Annotated in this window: 19 protein-coding genes and 1 pseudogene; 11 read left to right on the top strand and 9 right to left on the bottom strand. The window is 64.8% G+C overall.

Annotation, left to right across the window (positions count from 1 at the left end; all coding sequences use genetic code 11):
- Nucleotides 1-3: 3 nt before the first annotated feature.
- Nucleotides 4-1,278, bottom strand: a complete 1,275-nt coding sequence (locus tag ABIF91_RS36800) for a hypothetical protein (protein ID WP_028176427.1) — start codon at nucleotides 1,276-1,278, stop codon at nucleotides 4-6.
- Nucleotides 1,279-1,391: 113 nt separating this feature from the next.
- Between ABIF91_RS36800 and ABIF91_RS36795 the strand changes: the two genes are divergently transcribed.
- A complete protein-coding gene (locus tag ABIF91_RS36795; protein ID WP_028176428.1) occupies nucleotides 1,392-1,619 on the top strand; it encodes a DUF2171 domain-containing protein in 228 nt (75 codons plus the stop codon).
- A gap of 152 nt (nucleotides 1,620-1,771) precedes the next feature.
- On the opposite strand, the gene ABIF91_RS36790 is transcribed toward ABIF91_RS36795, so the two are convergent.
- A complete protein-coding gene (locus ABIF91_RS36790; protein ID WP_028176429.1) occupies nucleotides 1,772-1,984 on the bottom strand; it encodes a hypothetical protein in 213 nt (70 codons plus the stop codon).
- A 251-nt stretch (nucleotides 1,985-2,235) separates the two neighbouring features.
- Between ABIF91_RS36790 and ABIF91_RS36785 the strand changes: the two genes are divergently transcribed.
- Both ABIF91_RS36785 and ABIF91_RS36780 read left to right on the top strand, forming a co-directional pair.
- The gene (locus ABIF91_RS36785; protein ID WP_028176430.1) at nucleotides 2,236-2,430 is read left to right on the top strand and encodes a hypothetical protein; all 195 of its coding nucleotides are present in this window, start codon (nucleotides 2,236-2,238) and stop codon (nucleotides 2,428-2,430) included.
- 109 nt (nucleotides 2,431-2,539) lie between these two features.
- Nucleotides 2,540-2,701, top strand: coding sequence for a hypothetical protein (locus ABIF91_RS36780; protein WP_028176431.1), 162 nt, complete (start codon nucleotides 2,540-2,542; stop codon nucleotides 2,699-2,701).
- A 428-nt stretch (nucleotides 2,702-3,129) separates the two neighbouring features.
- Here the strand turns inward: ABIF91_RS36780 and ABIF91_RS36775 are convergent, their stop codons facing one another.
- The 3 genes from ABIF91_RS36775 to ABIF91_RS36765 all read right to left on the bottom strand — a co-directional run bounded on the left by ABIF91_RS36775 (nucleotide 3,130) and on the right by ABIF91_RS36765 (nucleotide 4,625).
- Nucleotides 3,130-3,891: a hypothetical protein gene (locus tag ABIF91_RS36775; protein WP_028176432.1), complete on the bottom strand. Its 762-nt coding sequence runs from the start codon at nucleotides 3,889-3,891 to the stop codon at nucleotides 3,130-3,132.
- Between the two features lie 182 nt (nucleotides 3,892-4,073).
- Nucleotides 4,074-4,310 (bottom strand): hypothetical protein, encoded by a 237-nt coding sequence (locus tag ABIF91_RS36770; protein ID WP_028176433.1) that lies wholly within the window; start codon nucleotides 4,308-4,310, stop codon nucleotides 4,074-4,076.
- Nucleotides 4,311-4,388: 78 nt separating this feature from the next.
- Nucleotides 4,389-4,625 carry a hypothetical protein gene (locus tag ABIF91_RS36765; protein WP_028176434.1) on the bottom strand — a complete coding sequence of 79 codons (237 nt, stop codon included), beginning with the start codon at nucleotides 4,623-4,625 and terminating at the stop codon, nucleotides 4,389-4,391.
- Between the two features lie 268 nt (nucleotides 4,626-4,893).
- On the opposite strand from ABIF91_RS36765, the gene ABIF91_RS36760 reads away from it, so the two are divergent.
- Nucleotides 4,894-5,241 (top strand): DUF6481 family protein, encoded by a 348-nt coding sequence (locus ABIF91_RS36760; protein ID WP_028176435.1) that lies wholly within the window; start codon nucleotides 4,894-4,896, stop codon nucleotides 5,239-5,241.
- Between the two features lie 134 nt (nucleotides 5,242-5,375).
- Here ABIF91_RS36760 and ABIF91_RS36755 read toward each other — a convergent pair whose 3' ends face one another.
- On the bottom strand, nucleotides 5,376-5,621 hold the full coding sequence (locus tag ABIF91_RS36755) for a pentapeptide MXKDX repeat protein (protein WP_028176436.1): 246 nt from the start codon (nucleotides 5,619-5,621) through the stop codon (nucleotides 5,376-5,378).
- A gap of 314 nt (nucleotides 5,622-5,935) precedes the next feature.
- Here ABIF91_RS36755 and dctP point away from each other — a divergent pair, with 314 nt between their 5' ends.
- From dctP to ABIF91_RS36740, 3 genes and pseudogenes are all read left to right on the top strand, one after another.
- A complete protein-coding gene (gene dctP, locus ABIF91_RS36750) occupies nucleotides 5,936-6,958 on the top strand; it encodes a TRAP transporter substrate-binding protein DctP (protein ID WP_028176437.1) in 1,023 nt (340 codons plus the stop codon).
- Entirely contained in the window at nucleotides 6,955-7,509 is a 555-nt protein-coding gene (locus ABIF91_RS36745; protein ID WP_028176438.1) for a TRAP transporter small permease, read from the top strand. Before dctP ends, ABIF91_RS36745 begins: the two co-directional genes overlap by 4 nt.
- Nucleotides 7,506-8,862, top strand: a pseudogene (locus tag ABIF91_RS36740) (TRAP transporter large permease). Before ABIF91_RS36745 ends, ABIF91_RS36740 begins: the two are co-directional and overlap by 4 nt.
- Nucleotides 8,863-8,954: 92 nt before the next feature.
- On the opposite strand, the gene ABIF91_RS36735 reads toward ABIF91_RS36740, so the two are convergent.
- The gene (locus ABIF91_RS36735; RefSeq protein WP_028176439.1) at nucleotides 8,955-9,638 is read right to left on the bottom strand and encodes a GntR family transcriptional regulator; all 684 of its coding nucleotides are present in this window, start codon (nucleotides 9,636-9,638) and stop codon (nucleotides 8,955-8,957) included.
- 231 nt (nucleotides 9,639-9,869) lie between these two features.
- Here ABIF91_RS36735 and ABIF91_RS36730 point away from each other — a divergent pair, with 231 nt between their 5' ends.
- From ABIF91_RS36730 to ABIF91_RS36715, 4 genes are all read left to right on the top strand, one after another.
- A complete protein-coding gene (locus ABIF91_RS36730) occupies nucleotides 9,870-10,478 on the top strand; it encodes a TRAP transporter small permease (protein ID WP_028176440.1) in 609 nt (202 codons plus the stop codon).
- The gene (locus ABIF91_RS36725) at nucleotides 10,478-11,743 is read left to right on the top strand and encodes a TRAP transporter large permease (RefSeq protein ID WP_028176441.1); all 1,266 of its coding nucleotides are present in this window, start codon (nucleotides 10,478-10,480) and stop codon (nucleotides 11,741-11,743) included. Before ABIF91_RS36730 ends, ABIF91_RS36725 begins: the two co-directional genes overlap by 1 nt.
- A gap of 22 nt (nucleotides 11,744-11,765) precedes the next feature.
- Complete coding sequence (locus ABIF91_RS36720; RefSeq protein WP_028176442.1) at nucleotides 11,766-12,749, top strand: TRAP transporter substrate-binding protein; 984 nt, start codon at nucleotides 11,766-11,768, stop codon at nucleotides 12,747-12,749.
- A 76-nt stretch (nucleotides 12,750-12,825) separates the two neighbouring features.
- Nucleotides 12,826-13,752 carry a dihydrodipicolinate synthase family protein gene (locus tag ABIF91_RS36715; RefSeq protein ID WP_271528455.1) on the top strand — a complete coding sequence of 309 codons (927 nt, stop codon included), beginning with the start codon at nucleotides 12,826-12,828 and terminating at the stop codon, nucleotides 13,750-13,752.
- A gap of 6 nt (nucleotides 13,753-13,758) precedes the next feature.
- On the opposite strand, the gene ABIF91_RS36710 is transcribed toward ABIF91_RS36715, so the two are convergent.
- A complete protein-coding gene (locus ABIF91_RS36710) occupies nucleotides 13,759-14,670 on the bottom strand; it encodes a hydroxymethylglutaryl-CoA lyase (protein WP_028176444.1) in 912 nt (303 codons plus the stop codon).
- Between the two features lies 1 nt (nucleotide 14,671).
- The gene (locus tag ABIF91_RS36705) at nucleotides 14,672-16,675 is read right to left on the bottom strand and encodes an acetyl/propionyl/methylcrotonyl-CoA carboxylase subunit alpha (protein WP_028176445.1); all 2,004 of its coding nucleotides are present in this window, start codon (nucleotides 16,673-16,675) and stop codon (nucleotides 14,672-14,674) included.
- Between the last annotated feature and the right edge of the window lies 1 nt (nucleotide 16,676).

Below are 16,676 nucleotides of genomic sequence, written 5' to 3'. Positions count from 1 at the left end.
CCTTCACCTCTGATGCGCCATCCACCACCGCGCAATGGCCGCGGTGAGATCGGCCCACACCTCCGTCGGAAGATCCGGGACCGCCACCCGGACGCTATATTCGTCCGTGGTCGCATCGTGAAACCATTCGGTCGCCGCGAAATCGAAGCCGAAGCTGCCGGCGTGGCGGATGGGAAAGCCCTCCCCGCGCAATTCGCTGCTCATGTCTTCGGCAGCCTGCCGCGCTGCCGCCTCGTTGAGCGCCCGCTTTCCTCGGAGAGTCACGTACAGACCATGGGTGAAATGAAGCTCGGCCGAGAGCGATGGAAGCTTCGCAGCAAAATATCGAGCCGCGCTTCGGCCGTTGCGCAAGATCGCCGCGACACGCCTCTGCGTGAGGGCCCAGTACGCCGCGCTGCCTGCGAAGGGCGGGAAGTGCGCCGGCAACGCCGCGCCGCCGAGCAGCCGCACCGCGTTTCGGGTTTCGGACGCGAGACGAGCCCATTCTACGCCCCCTGCCCGCTGCTGCTGATGCTCGTTCCCTTGCACGAAAACGGCTGAGCCGAGCCGGCCATATTCCGCTCCGAGCGAATCGAGCTTGTTGTGGCTTCGCACCAACACCAGCGGGATTCCGTATCGCCGGGCCCATCTCAGGACACGCCTGATGCGGCCTGACCTGCCGGCGAAACATGTCGTATCGAAAACCAGGAGATCGAGGCCCGAACCGTCGCAGCGCAGCGCCGCCTCGTAAGCGCCGGCGAGGGAGCAGGAATCCAACAGAAGTATTCGCGGCGAGTTCGCCGGAGCAAACGCATCGCCCAGAGGCAGCTTCAAGACCTCGAGCCGCAAATGCGGGACGAAGCCCCGGATCAGCTCCAGCGTCTCTCCATAGGAGCCTGGAAGCACCAGGACATCGGCCTTCTCGACGATTTGCGCGGAAGCGAGCAGCACGGCGGAGATCGCGGCCATGCCCGAGGCGGTATAGACCGCGCTGCTCGTGCAGCCGCAGTCGAGCTCATAGAACGAAGGACCGCGCACCGTGAGATCGGCCCGCTGGTAGTCGTAACTGAACGCGAACGGCCCGTTGGCGGGATCGGCCGTATGCGACCAGGCTGTCTCCGTCGCCTTCCACTCCTGCAACTCGTGCTCCGCCCTCAGCGCGGCAGTGATCTGGAATTTGGACCTGACGACCTCGTCGACGGACTCCGGACATGCCAGATCAAGCCGGCTTCTCAGGCAGTCATTCAACAGCCTGAGTTCCTCGTGCTTTCGCTCCAGATAGGCTCGAATGGTCTCCATGCGCTTCTTGACAGTTCCGATGGGACGTCAACGTCCGGAAGACGCCGTGGGTCCAACGCGCCCGCTGCAACGAACACGCGTCCTCGCAGTTGAATCCACGCAAGGAGGACAGCATGGCTGACATCAGAGAGCACATGAAGATCATCGGCAAGGACGGCGCACATGTCGGCACCGTCGATCGCGTCGAGGGCAATCGCATCAAGCTGACGCGCAAGGACAGCCCGGAAGGTCACAAGGACCATCATCACTACATCGATACGAAATATGTCGGCGCCGTCGAAGGCGATATCGTCAAGCTGTCGGTGAATGCCGACGCCGTACCGAAGACGGAAGCCGCCTGAAACACTGAGCTGAAACACTGAGCTGAAACACTGAGCCCCTTCGGGGGCTTTTTGTTTGTTCACGATCCGACTCCGCTTCGTTCGCAAAGCACGAATCGCGATCGCAAATTACGAGGCCGAGGATTCGTTAATAGCCGGTTCAGCCAGGTCGGTCATGCACTCACGAGCACGGGCCGCAGCCGATAGGCATCGATCGCGGCATTCGACAGCAGCAGCCTGCGTCGCTCTCCACGCAACATCAAGCGGTCGATCCGGTTCAATATGAAGCGGGCGGAATCCTTGTGCTCGCCCGTGAGCAGGCCGGACTGGTCGAGATATCGCCAGGCGATCTCGAAAGACTGTGCGCGTAGCTCGGGATCGGTCATAGCCGCACAACGCTGCCGTGGAACGAATGTTCCTGCGCCAAGCGCACGAGCCGTGCAGGAGTTCAGCGGCGCGGATCGATGCGGAACGAACGCGCAATCAGGGCGTTGGACATCCGACTCGAGTGGTGCCGACCTGCCAACCCCGGTCGGCTTTGAAGGACCCCGTGCTTGTCCCCCGAGCACGGGGTTTTTCTCATTCGGCCGCCCTATTCAATCCGAGCCATGTGGCCGCCTGTCGATGAGGAGTCGGCATGCTCATCGTGTGGATCGCGGGCGAGCTGATGCCACGCCAGGGCCAGCTGGATCAGCCGTTGCCGGTCGGCACCTTCGGCCTCCGCGGCCCGCTTCATTGCGGCCTCGGCTTCGTGCTGTGGATCGTACTCGGTGCACATGGGGCGACCCTAGCCGGTCATCTGGACAAGCCCATGGCAATTTCGTCCGTATGATTGCGGGGTGCTTTGAGGCCTCACGGACAGATCTGTGAACTACGTCACAGCCTGTCCCCGGCAATTTCCGCTAAACAGCGCTTCGACGCTTCCTGGATGAGGCCCGGTCATGACACGCAAAGCAGCCACGGAAGTCATCGTCCCGAAGCAGCGACATAGCTCGAACCTGCTTGGCATCGCGTACCTCGGCACCATCGGCGTGGTGATGGTGGCCTGGATCGGCAGCCTGGTCTGGGCCACGATGGCATTCTTCAGCTGGCTCGTGTCCTGACGCGCGAGGCGATTGAGCAGCTCTTAACGCGCATAGGTTGCATACGCCAATCCACGCGCCACGACATTATCCGGGCAAGTGCGCCGCGGTTTTCCCTCGCGACAAGCGCGGAACGCGTTTGCGCGAACATCATGCTGAAGCAAAACAACCTAGAGCATGAGACGATTCATCCTCGTCCCATTGCGCTTTAGAACAGGCAAGACAGCGCCTGAGAGAGTTTGATCCCGCCGCAAACGATCATGGCCCAAAGCGCCACGCTGATCTGGATGGCATCCAGCATGTCCCACATCCCCTCGAATCATCCGGATATTTTTCTTTTGAGACTTGCGTGAGGCGGCCGCCAGCGCCAGCGCTCATTTGAAGCCGGCGCACAAAAAAAAGAGGCGGGCCTGGGCCCGCCTCCACCACGCTCAATCCGCTTGGAAAACTCAGTAGCACGCCCGCGGATCGGCCTGCACATATTGGCCGTTCGGATAGCGGTAGTAGCAGGTGCCCTGCGCCCAGTAGTAGCCGGGCTGGGATGCAGCGGTGGCGCCGGCGATCGCGCCCGTCGCGCCGCCGAGAACCGCGCCCGCGGCGGCTCCTGTTGCGTTGCCCGAGATCAGGCCACCCAGCACGCCGCCGACGATCGCGCCGCCGAGCGCGCTGGCGCCGGGGTCAGCCGGAGGCGGAGGCGGAGGTGGTGGCGCGTAGGCGACGGGAGGCGGGGCATAGGCCACCGGCACGTCGTCGATATAGTCCTCCGAAATGTAGGCAGGCGGGCCAGCCATTCGCTGCGGATAATAATACCAGACGCCGCCAACGTCCCACCACCAGCCGGAGCGTCCGTTGCGGACCTCATGACGCCAGCGGCCGCCTTCCCAGGCGCGATTGCCGCGATAGGCGTGTCCGCCCCAGTCGCGCTCCGGAGCGGGCCCGCGGGCGACGTGACGTCCCGGCGGCGGGCCGCCGGCACTGTGCCGACCGGGACCCGCATGGGGCTGCTGGTCGACGGGCCGGACCGCCTGCTGTGGCGGGGGACCTTTGCGCATGTTCTGATTGGTCGGGGCTGGAGCACCTACGCCCTGGCGGCCCGGCGGCGGACCGGCATCCCTCGTCGGCCTGGCGTCCTGAGCCTGCGCCGAAAGCGCGAGCAACGACACGGCCGAAACCATTGGAATGATGATCTTCATGCGTTTGGACGCACTCATGCGTGCTCGCCCCCTACTCTCTCGATCGCCGTCATTCCTGCGCGATAGACGATTCGCTCGCGCCGGGCTTGTACCGGCCGACATAACTGACCTGCTTGATCGGCTAAGTCCCGTTACAAATGATTAAGATCACGGCAATTTTTGGCCTCAACGGGCTCCCGGCGGGCCGCACTGAAGCGCCTCTAGCGAGCCGGCTCAATCACGTTGCAATTGCTTCGCCCGGACATCAGGCAATCCTGCATCTTGCTGGCTGCGGTGAGATCCCGGGCAAGCCACCAGCCGACTCCAAGAATCACGATCGCGATGATCAATCCCGCGATCGCGCCGCGGCGGTCGTTCCCGGACTGGCGCTGGGGTCGACTGTTCGGGCGAGGATTCGGCTTCTCGCCGGGGTCGGGTTCGGATTTGGGCTTGGACATGGCCGCCTGATCGCGCTGGCGAGCCGGCTTTATCACCTCCGCGGCGTCGCGTCACATCCGGATCGGCCTGCCCCGAATTCAGCCCCGGGGCGGCGGGGTCGCGTCCTTGCGTGAGGTTTCGATGGCCGGGATCGCCCGCTGGACCCGCGGTGCGCAGGTCGTGAGCACGAATGCGGTCTGGCTGCATTCCCAGTCCGCCCCCAGCACGGCACTTTCGACCGTCTGCGGGCGCGCGAACAGCACTGCGGCGCCGGTCACGCCTGCCAGGACGAAGGCGATTGCGAGCGCCTTCAGGCTCGGTCGGAAGGTCATCATGCCCGTGCTCCGTCTCGTTCCGGGCGGACGCTAGGCGTCGCGCTCGTGCTCCCTTATGAGGGACATCACAATTCAGCAGTTTTTTCGGGCTACGAGAGATCGTCGGGAGGGGGGCGATTTTTCGTTGACCTGATCGGCTGCGATTATGGGTGGCTTCGCGACGCGCGCCGATGTACACGCTACAGCGTCGCGTGGCGCCTGCTATGCCCAGCCGACGTACCAACAGGCACGGATGTAGGATCGAAAGCGAGGAAGACAAGGCTCGTAGATGAGTGGATTCAGGGAACCCGGCTTCACAGACCGGCAAAAGGCGGCGCAGGAAGCCCGCAAAAATCTTTTGAACAAATTCAAATCACAACCGGGCCCCGACGATCCGGCGGTGCTCGCGCGCCGTGCTGAACGCGAGGCTCTCGCGGCCAAGCGCGCCGAGGCGAAGGCTGCGCGCGAGGCGGAGAAGGCCGAGCAGAAGCGCCTCGAGGAAGAAGCCAAGGCGGCCGAAGCCGAACGGATCGCGCGCGAGGCTCAGGAAGCCGTCGAAAGACAGGCTGCGATCGAAGCCGAGCAAAAGGCCAAACGCGACGCGCGCTACGCCGCCCGCAAGGCGAAGCGCAAGTAACAAGTAAGGTGCGCTCGTAGCGCCCCATTGAACTTGAACCAAGGCACAGTTCCGGAGGCGGTCTCAGAGGCCGCCGCCGGAATTGGAGGGTGCGCGGCCCGCCCGAGGCAGACGCTGCGCGAGGACGACGAAGATCAATTCTTCTTCATCATCCCGTCGTCTTTCTTCATGCCGTCCTTCGACATGTGGTCCTTCTTCATGCCGTCGTCCTTGGACATGGTGTCCTTCTTCATCATGCCGTCCTTGGACATCGTGTCTTTCTTCATCATGCCGTCATCCTTGCCCATCTTGTCCTGAGCAAAGGCGGCCGGGGCAAAAGCGAGGCCGAGCGAGAGAGCGGCAGCCGAGAGGCCGAGCACGATGCGGGTGCGAATGGTCATGGTTCAACTTCCCTTCGAGATGGAGTTTGTCAGCGACGGACGCCGCTATTCAATCCTGACGGGTCGCCAGCCGACGTTGTTACGCCGCCGCCAACAAATTTCGGTGAGCCTTCCCCTATTTCTCGTTCGACGTACTTCCGGACCGCAACTGGGAAGTGTGCAGCGCAGCACGGCCAGCACTTGCCCGGACGTTCGGTCTCGAACTATCAGATGAGAGAATATCGGGTGAAAGACCGGCTAGGATGGGCCTACCTGCTGGTCTGAAGGACTAGACCGAAATCACACAAACAAGAATCGTCCAAGGAAATCACGCCATGCTCACGCGCCGCCATCTGCTCGCGACCGCCGTCGCTGCGCCCGCCATCCTCCGCTTCGGCACCGGTACGGCGCGCGCCGCGACCACGCTGAAGATCTCGCACCAGTTCCCGGGCGGCACCATCGACAAGGGCGATTTCCGCGACCGGCTCTGCCGCATGTTCGCCGCCGAGGTCAGCAAGCGCAGCAATGGCGACATCGCCGCCGAGATCTATCCGAACTCCTCGCTGATCAAGACCAACGCGCAGTTCTCCGCGATGCGCAAGGGCGCGCTCGACATCAGCCTCTATCCGATGCCCTATGCCGGTGGCGAGGTGCCGGAGACCAATATCGGCCTGATGCCGGGCCTCGTGACCACCTACGACCAGGGCCTGCGCTGGAAGAAGGAGCCGGTCGGCAAGGCGCTGACCGATTTCCTCGCCGACAAGGGCATCATCCTGCTCACCTGGGTCTGGCAGGCCGGCGGCGTCGCCAGCCGCTCCAAGCCGATCGTCGCGCCCGAAGATGCCAAGGGCATGAAGGTGCGCGGCGGCTCGCGCGAGATGGACATGGTGCTTCAGACCGCCGGGGCTTCGGTGCTGTCGGTCCCCTCCAACGAAATCTACGCGGCGATGCAGACCGGCGCCTGCGATGCCGGCATCACCTCCTCAACCAGCCTGATCTCGTTCCGCCTCGAAGAGGTCGCGAAGTCCCTGACCTCGGGCGCGGGCGCCTCCTACTGGTTCATGCTCGAGCCCCTGATGATGTCGAAGGCGATCTTCGACAAGCTGCCGAAGAACCACCAGGACATCCTGCTCGCGGTCGGTACCGAGCTCGAAGCCTTCGGCCGCAAGGGCGCGCAGGACGACGACGTCGAGGTCGCCAAGGTCTACGAGAAGGCCGGCGCCAAGGTCTCCGCGCTCGACGCCGCGACCGTCGGCAAGTGGCGGGACATCGCCCGCGACACCGCCTGGAAGGACTACAGCGCCAAGACGGCGACCGCGGCAAACCTGCTCAAGCTCGCCATCGACGTCGCGGCATGAGTCACGGTCCGCTTCCGGACCGCGACGACAAGACGATCGCTGCCGCAGGGACCGGCCTTGCGCCAGCGATCGATCGCGGTCTCGCCGTCCTCAACAGCATCATCGTGGTGTTCGCGTCGATCGCGCTGGTCGCGGCCTGCACCATCCTGAGCTACAGCGTGCTCAGCCGCGCTCTGTTCAAGGCCGCCAATTACTGGCAGGACGAGGCTGCCGTGTTCCTGCTGGTCGGCGCGACCTTCATGACGGCGGCCTATGTGCAACAGAACCGCGGCCATATCGGCATCGAGGCCTTCGTCGGGCTGCTCTCGCCGCTGGCGAACCGGATCCGGCTCTGGCTGGTCGACGCCGCCACGTTCCTGTTCTGCGCCTTCTTCACCTGGAAATCCTGGACATTGGCCCATGAAGCCTATGTCGACGGCCAGGTCTCGAACTCGATGTGGTCGCCGCCGCTCGCCATTCCCTATTCGCTGATGGCGCTCGGGATGAGCCTGCTCTGCATCCAGATCCTCGTGCAGCTTGCGCTGCCATTCGTCGGAGCCAAGCGGCCATGAGCGTTTTCGGTATCGGCGTCGCTTACGGCATCGTGACGCTGCTGGTGATGTTCTCAGGCATGCCGATTGCGTTCGCCCTCGGCGCGGTCGCCGTCGTGTTCATGGGCATCTACATGCCCTCGGCCTCGCTCGATACGGTTACGCAGAACGTCTACGAGGAAATGGCCTCGATCACGCTGCTGTCGATTCCGCTCTTCATCCTGAAGGGCGCCGCGATCGGTAAATCGCGTGCCGGCCAGGATCTCTATTCGGCCCTGCACGCCTGGCTGCACCGGGTCCCCGGCGGCCTCGGCGTCGCCAACGTGTTTGCCTGCGCGCTGTTCGCGGCGATGGCGGGCTCCTCGCCCGCGACCTGCTCGGCGATCGGCTCGGCCGGCATCCCCGAGATGCGCAAGCGCGGCTATTCCGGCGGCTTTGCCGCAGGGATTATCGCCGCCGGCGGCACGCTCGGCATCCTGCTTCCGCCCTCGATCACCATGATCCTGTTTGCGGTTGCGGCCGAAAAGTCGCTGGGACGGCTGTTCCTCGCCGGCATCGGGCCCGGCCTGCTGCTGGTCACGCTGTTCGGCGCCTATGCCGTCATCCGCTTCCGCCAGGAATATGCCGCGGCCGAGGCGGCCTACAAGAACGGCGGACCAGAGGCTCCGATCCTGCAGCGTGACGAGTACACGCTCGCCGAGCGCTTCAGCGTACTGCCGCGCGTGATCCCGTTCGTGCTGCTGCTCACCGGCGTCATGATCGCCCTCTATGGCGGCTACGCCACGCCGTCGGAGACCGCGGGGCTCGGCGGCCTCCTCGCGCTGGCGCTGATCGCCGCGATCTACAGCGTGTGGCGGCCGAGCGACCTTGCCCCCATCATGAAGTCGACGATCCGGGAATCGACCATGCTGATGATGATCATCGGCATGTCACTGCTCTATTCCTACGTGATGAGCTATCTGCACATCTCGCTCGGTCGCCGAATCCATCGTCGCGATGCACCTGCCGCGCTGGGAGCTGCTGTTCGCGATCCTCGTCATGGTGGTCGTGCTCGGCTTCTTCCTGCCGCCCGTCTCGATCATTCTCATGACCGCGCCGATCATCCTGCCGCCCCTTCGCGCCGCCAATTTCGACATCATCTGGTTCGGCGTGGTCATGACCATCGTGATGGAGATGGGGCTGATCCACCCGCCTGTCGGCCTCAACATCTTCGTCATTCGCAACGTCGCGCCGGACATTCCCCTGCGCGAGGTGATCTGGGGCACCCTGCCCTTCGTGCTCTTGATGATGCTCGCGGTGCTGCTGCTGTGCTTCGTGCCGGGGATATCGACCTGGCTGCCGGACCTCGTGATGGGACCGGACGGGAGCAGGTAGGCAAGCTATCGTAGGGTGGGCGAAGCGTGCCCACCATCTGTCGCAGACGTTCACCGTTTGGTGGGCACGGCGCAAATGCGCCTTTGCCCACCCTACGATTTCTCCTTCCCCCGCGACTTCGGCGCCGTCGCCACGACCTGCAACAGGTCCTTGCGCACGGCCTCGATGTGCCGCTCCAGGAAGCGGCAGGCCTCCTCCACCTTTTGCGCGCGGCAGAGCGCGATCAGATGGGCGTGCTCCTTCTCGGCGGTCCCCATCGCCTTGGTGTTGGAAAGCTGCAGGCGCGTGTAGCGGTCGCTGGTCTGGAGCAGCGACAGCACGATCGCGCGCGTGCGGGGCTGCGGCGCGTGCACGTACAGCGCCATGTGGAAGTCGGCGTTGAGCTGGCCCCATTCGCTGACATTGCGCGCCTTGATCGCCTTTTCGAAGCTCTTGTGGATGTCGTCGAGCCCCTCGAAATCCCCTGCGCCGAAGCGAGGCGCCGACTGCGCCAGCAATCGTGGCTCCAGGATGCGGCGCAGGTCGAAGACGTCGTTGATCTCGTCCAGTGACAGCTCGGAGACGATGGCGCCCTTCTGCGGCACGATCCGCACCAGGCCTTCCGCCTCGAGCTGGAACAGCGCCTCTCGCACCGGGATGCGGCTGACGCCGTAAGCATCCCCGAGCGCGTCCTGGCGCAGCTGCGATCCGGCCGGATAGGTGCCGTCGAGGATCGCCTGCCGGAGCTGATCGACGATCGCAGCCGACAGGGTGCGATGCTTCAGAGGCTGTTTCATCTGACCTTCTGTTGTCCTTCCCGACTCGTACGGCCGACGCGGTCCCTGTCTTGCATGTCGAGGTGCCCGGCAAAAGCCAGGCGCTCCAAAAGCAAAGTGCTCAGTAAAACCGCGCCCTGCCGCAGAAATGACCGCAAACTTCGTTTGACTCCCAAAATGTATAAATTATACATTTGGCAATCGCACGACAATTCTTCGAGAGTTGGGGCCTCTTTCATGATCGAGCAGACCATGCCGGCCACGCGCGCGCTCAGCCTCCGACGTTCGGTCGTCCGGATGTCGGGCGGCCTGCTCGCGGTCGAGCGTCTCGCGCTGATGGGCCTGATGTACCTGCTCACCGGACTGATCCTGGTGAACGTCGTCACCCGCTACTCGCATTTCCCGATCTACTGGATCGATGAATCCGCGGTCTATTGCGTGGTCTGGCTGACCTTCATCGGCGCCTCCGCGATGACGCGGCTGCGGCTCGACTTCGCGGTCACGATGCTGACGGAGCGGCTGTCGCCGCAGCACCAGAAGATCGCCAAAGTAATCTCGACCGGTCTCGTCGTCGTGTTCGGTGTCGCCCTGATCGTCACATGCGTGCTCTGGATGGACCCGGTCGGTCTCGCCCGCGCCGGCTTCGACGGGCGCAAGCTCGCCGCCGAAACCTTCAACTTCCTCTACACCGAGCGCACCCAGACGCTGAACTGGCCGACCTGGGTGCTCTATCTGACTCTGCCGATCTTCGCGGTGTCGATGACCATTCACGGTCTCGCCAACCTGCTGGAAGATCTCGAGCTGGTCCCGCGCACCGCGCCGAAAGGCTTTCAGCTCTCCGAGCTGGACGGGGTCAACTGATGATCACGTCAGCGGCCTTCATGGCGTTCATGCTGGTCGGCGTGCCGATCGGCCTCTGCCTGTGTCTTGCCGGCCTCGTCTACATCGCGGCATCCGGCAATCCGGTGCTGTTCCAGTCCTATCCGCTCCAGCTGTTCGGCGGCGTCGATAGCTACGGCCTGATCGCCATCCCGCTCTTCATTCTGATCGGCGAGATCATGAACGGCGGCGGCATCACGCGGCGCATCGTCGACATGGCGATGGCCTTCGTCGGCTCGCTCAAGGGCGGGCTCGCCTACGTCAACATCCTCGCCAACATGTTCATCTCCTCCATCCTGGGATCGGCGACGGCGCAGGTCGCGATCATGGCCCAGATCATGGTGCCGGAGATGGAGAAGAAGGGCTACGACAAGACCTTCGCAGCCGGACTGACCGCCTATGGCGGCATGCTCGGCCCGATCATCCCGCCGTCGGTGATGTTCGTGGTCTACAGCGTGCTGGCGCAGGTGTCGGTCGGCGACATGCTGATCGCCGGCATCGTGCCGGGCGTCATTCTCACCGTAATGTTCTGCCTCGTCATCGCGCTGATGGGATACATCTACAACTATCCCCGCGCGGACTACCAGACGCCGCGCCAGCGCGTCATGAGGATCCTGCGGACCTCGCCGACGCTGCTGATCCCGATCGTCATCGTCGGCACCATCCTCGGCGGCCTTGCCAACGCCACGGAATCGGCGGCGGTCGGCGCGGTCGCTGCGGCACTGGTCGGAAAATACTGGACCAGGGAGTTCCAGTTCTCTCAGCTGCCGCAGATGATGCTGCGTAGCGCCATCTACTCAGCGATCGTGCTGTTCCTGGTCGCAGCCGCCGCCGTGTTCTCCTGGGTCCTGATCTTCGGCAAGGTGCCGCAGGAGACCGCCGCCTGGATCCAGACCGTCGCCAAGGACCCGGTCAGCTTCATGCTGATCTGCAACGTGATCCTGCTGGTGATCGGCACGGTGATCGACGGCATTCCCGGCCTGATCATGACCGTGCCGATCCTGCTGCCGGTGGCAACCGAAATCTATCACATCGACCCCCGGCAGTTCGGCGTCGTGGTGGTGATCAACCTGGTGCTCGGCCTGCTGTCGCCGCCGGTCGGGCTCTGCTTCTTCGTCGCGGCCGCCGTCACCGGCGCCAAGCCCGGCAAGATGTTCATGGTGACGCTGCCCTTCTTCGTCATCTCCTGCGTCCTCCTGGTGCTGCTCTCGCTCTTTCCCTCGCTCTCGCTGATCCTCGTCAAATAGGCCATCCAATAGGAGCCCGACCATGTCGCTTTCACGCCGCCGCTTTCTCGCCGCCAGTGCCGCCGCCTCGGTGTTTGCCCCGTCGCTGGCGCTCGCCCAGGCCAAGGAATTCCGCCTCGGCCTGATCACGCCCAACGGCCATTCCTGGAACAAGGCCGCGCTCAAATTCGGCGAGGATCTCAAGTCCGCGACCAACGGCCGGCTGACATTGACCGTGTTCCACTCCGGCCAGCTCGGCAACGAAACCGCGATGATGCAGCAATTGCAGTCCGGCGCGCTCGACATGGGCTTCATCCAGGCCGCCGAGCTCGGCTCGCGCGTGCCGCACATCGCCGCGATCAACGCGCCCTACATCGTTCGCTCGACGCCTTCGGTCGCAAAGTTCGTGCGACATCCGGCGGCGGTGAAACTGTTCGACGTGCTGCCGCAGGAAACCGGAACGATCGGGCTCGGCTGGGGCATCACGGGCATGCGCGCCGTGTTCTCGTCCAAGGACCTGAATTCGCTCGCCGACATCAAGGGCATGAAGCTGCGCATCAATCCGACGCCGGTCTATCGCGATTTCTACTCCTCGCTGGGCGCCGCCCCGACGCCGATCCCGACGCCGCAGGTGTTCGACGCCATGGCCAACGGCCAGGTCGACGGCCTCGAGGCCGATCTCGAATTCTCCTGGAATCAGCGCTTCGACAAGGTGTCCAAGGTCATCCTGCAGATGAACGCCGTCTTCATGCCGATGGCGGCGGTCGTCTCCGGGCGGGTCTGGCAGTCGCTCCCCGCAGCCGACCGCGAACTGATCACCAAGACGATCAAGACGACGCTGGACGCGCAGATTGACGAGCTCGCCGGCAATGAGCCCGCGCTGGTCGAGAACTTCAAGAAGGCGCCGATCCCGATCCGCCAGGTCGACGCCAAGGACACCGAGGCCGTCATCGCCGAGTTCGACAAGATCTGGTTGCCGAAAGCCCCCGTCCTCGCCGAGCTACGCAAGGTCGGCGCGACGCTCTGATCCCCACCCATCGCCCTCACGTCAATGCCCGGCGGATCGAACGATCCGCCGGCACAATTCCAATCGGAGCCAAGCAATGAGCCCACGCATCTCCTGGGAAGGCGTCTTCCCGGCCGTCACCACGCAGTTCAACGACGACCTGTCGCTCAACATCGACGCGACCGCCAGGGTCATGGATGGGCTGATCCGCGACGGCGTTTCCGGCCTGATCGTCTGCGGGTCGGTCGGCGAGAACACCTCGCTCGAGCGCAAGGAGAAGGTCGCGATCATGGAAGCCGCGAAGTCGGTCGCGGCCGGCCGCGTGCCCGTGCTGTGCGGCATCGCCGAATTCACCACGGCCTTTGCGGTCGAGACCGCCAAGGAAGCCGCGCGCATCGGCATCGACGGCGTGATGGTGATGCCGGCGCTGGTCTATTCCTCCAAGCCGCACGAAACCGCCGCGCATTTCCGCGCGGTCGCCAGCGCCACCGACCTGCCGGTGATGCTCTACAACAACCCGCCGATCTACAAGAACGACGTCACGCCTGATATCCTCGCCTCGCTGGCGGACGTCGAGACCGTGGTCTGCTTCAAGGACTCGTCCGGCGACACGCGGCGCTTCATCGACACCAGGAACATGGTCGGTGACCGCTTCGTGCTGTTCGCAGGCCTCGACGACGTCATCGTCGAGAGCGTCGCCATGGGCGCCGTGGGCTGGGTCTCTGGCATGTCGAACGCTTTCCCACGCGAGGGCGAGACGCTGTTCCGCCTCGCCAAGGCGGGGCGCTTCGCCGAGGCGATGCCGCTTTACGAATGGTTCATGCCGCTGCTGCACCTCGATGCACGTCCGGACCTCGTCCAGTGCATCAAGCTGTGCGAGCACATCATGGGCCGCGGCACCGCGCTGACCCGCCCGCCCCGCCTGGCGCTGCTGCCGCACGAAAAGGCCGAGGTCGAGGCCATGATGGCCAAGGCGCTCAAGAACCGGCCGCGCCTGCCGGATGTCGGGTTGAAGGCGGCGTAAGCGGGCTTAAGTCGCAGCCCGCTTCCGCTTGGCGTTCAGCGCGGACGCCACGCGGCTCACGGGCGGCTTGCCGAGCACGCCGCTCATCGCGTTGGTGGCCGCGAGCAGCTTGTCCAAGTCGACACCGGTCCTGATCCCCATGCCCTCGAGCATGTAGACGACGTCTTCGGTCGCGACGTTTCCGGTCGCGCCCGGCGCATAGGGGCAGCCGCCGAGGCCGCCCGCGGCGGCGTCGATGACGCGGACACCCTCCTCCATCCCGGCATAGAGATTGGCGAGCGCCTGGCCGTAGGTGTCGTGGAAATGCATCGCGAGCCTGGCGGGAGGAACGCTGGCACTGACCGCGCGCAACATCTCTTTCGCCTTGCTTGGCGTGCCGACCCCGATGGTGTCGCCGAGCGAGATCTCGTAGCAGCCGAGCTCGAACAGCGTGCTGGCGAGATCGGCGACCGCCTTCGGCTTGATCTCGCCGTCGAAGGGGCAACCGAGCACGCAGGAAATATAGCCGCGCACCGGAATGCCATCGGCCTTGGCGCGCGCCAGCACCGGCTTGAACCGCTCGATCGACTCCGCGACCGTGCAGTTGATGTTGGCGCGCGAAAACCCTTCCGAGGCCGCCGCAAACACCGAGACCACTTTGGCGCCCGCGGCACGCGCGGCGTCATACCCCTTTTCGTTCGGCACCAGCACGTGGAATTCCGCGCCCTTGATATGGCCGACACCCCGCAGCACCGCGTCCGAGCTTGCCATCTGCGGGATCGCCTTCGGCGAGACGAAGGCACCGACCTCGACCGTCTTGAGCCCCGCCGAGACCAATGCCTCGACGAAGGCGATGCGGGCCTCGACGCTCACGGGCGTTTTCTCGTTCTGGAGACCGTCACGCGGCCCCATTTCGATGATGCGGACGGGATCGCTCATGTCACTCTCCGGAAGGCTCGACCACGGCGAGCTCGACGCCCTCCTGGACGATGTCGCCGACCTTGCACTTGATCGACTTCAGCACGCCGGCAAAGGGCGCGCGCAGCGTCTGCTCCATCTTCATCACCTCGAGCGTCAGGATCGGCGCGCCCTTCTCGAGTTTCGCTCCCTCCTCGGCGAGCACGGCAACGACCGTGCCCGGCAGGGGCGCCGCGATCTTGTCCTCGCCAGCCTGCTCCTCGCTCTCGCCGCCGAACGGATCCACCCAGTGCAGGTCGAAGCGGCCGTTGCGCGTGCGCAAGTAAAGCTCGTGGCCGTCGATCACGGCCGCAACCTGCGATTTGACGCCGTCCAGCGTCAAGTCGAAGCCGCCTTCCTTCGCCGTGGTCGTGAACGCCAGTTCGCGCTCGCCGACCACCAGCGTCGCGGGGCCACTTCCGTAATTCAGCGTGATCTTCTGCTCCGGCCCGTGCCCGACGCGGAAGGCAAAGTTGCGCTGGCGGCGGCCGACCGGCTGCCAGCCGAAGGTCTGCCAGGGCGAACCCGCCTGCGCACGTGCGGCCTGTTGCTCGTCATTGAGGATCGCAGCCACCGCCGCGCAAAGCTCGAGCTCGCCGGGCGCCGGCGCGGCCTGTGTCAGGACCGCCAGCTCGCGCTCGATGAAGCCGGTGTCGATCGCATTCGTGCGCACCTTGGGATGCGTCATCAGCGCCGACAGGAACGGGATGTTCGTCACGATGCCGCGGACGTCGGACTCTTCCAGTCCCCGATTGAGCCGCTCGATCGCGACGTCCCGCGTCGGCGCCCAGGCGATCATCTTGGCGAGCATGGCGTCATAATACGGCGAGACCGCATCACCTTCGCGATAGCCGGCGTCGATGCGCAAGCCTCCGGCTTCCGCCGGCAAGCGCCAAGTCGAGATCCTCCCGACCGACGGCATGAAGTTCTTGGTGGGATTCTCCGCATAGACGCGCGCCTCGACGGCATGGCCGTTGAGCCGGATCTCGTCCTGCTTCAGCGGCAGCGCCTCGCCGAAGGCGACACGCAGCTGCCACTCGACGAGGTCGATGCCGGTGATCAGCTCGGTCACGGGATGCTCGACCTGGAGACGCGTGTTCATCTCGATGAAGAACACGTCCCTGCCGTCGGAGACGAACTCGATCGTGCCGGCGCCGACATAGTTCACCGCTCCGGCGGCCTTTCGCGCGGCGGCGCAGACCGTCTCGCGCTGGGCAGCATTGAGCGTGGGCGACGGCGCCTCCTCGATCACCTTCTGGTGCCGGCGCTGCAGCGTGCATTCGCGCTCGAACAGCGAGAGCAGATTGCCGTGGCTGTCGCCGATCACCTGCACCTCGATATGCCTGGGATTGTCGACATATTTTTCGATCAGCATGCGATCATCGCCGAACGCCGCCAGAGCCTCGCGTTTGGCGCTGACGATTGCGGGCCCAAGCTCGGCGGCCGAACGCACGATGCGCATGCCGCGGCCGCCGCCGCCGGCCGACGCTTTCACCAGGATGGGGAAGCCGATCTTGTCCGCCGCCTTCGCAAGCGTCGCCTCGTCCTGGGCCTCGCCGTGATAGCCAGGCACCAGCGGAACGCCGGCCTTTTCCATCAGCGCCTTCGAGCCGGACTTCGAGCCCATCGCATTCATCATCCCAGCGGTCGGGCCGACGAAGACGAGGCCCGCTTCAAAGCAGGCTTGTGCGAAATCGGCGTTCTCCGACAGGAAGCCGTAGCCGGGATGCACGGCCTCTGCCCCGGTCTTCCGTGCGGCCTCGATCAGCCGCTCGACATTGAGATAGCTGTCGCGGGCCCGGGCGGGCCCCAGCAGCACGGCCTCGTCCGCGAGCGCGACATGCATCGCGTCGCGGTCGGCCTCGGAATAGACCGCGACCGTGCGCAGGCCCATGGCGCGGGCGGTGCGGATGACGCGGCAGGCGATCTCGCCCCGGTTGGCGATCAGGAGCGTGCGAAAACGCCGGTAGAGCTTGGAACGGTCCATC

The organism is Bradyrhizobium sp. USDA 241 (assembly GCF_049739505.1).
Classification (GTDB): Bacteria; Pseudomonadota; Alphaproteobacteria; order Rhizobiales; family Xanthobacteraceae; genus Bradyrhizobium; species Bradyrhizobium liaoningense.
Note: the sequence above shows the minus strand (reverse complement) of the source record. Positions and strands in the feature narration are given on the sequence as shown.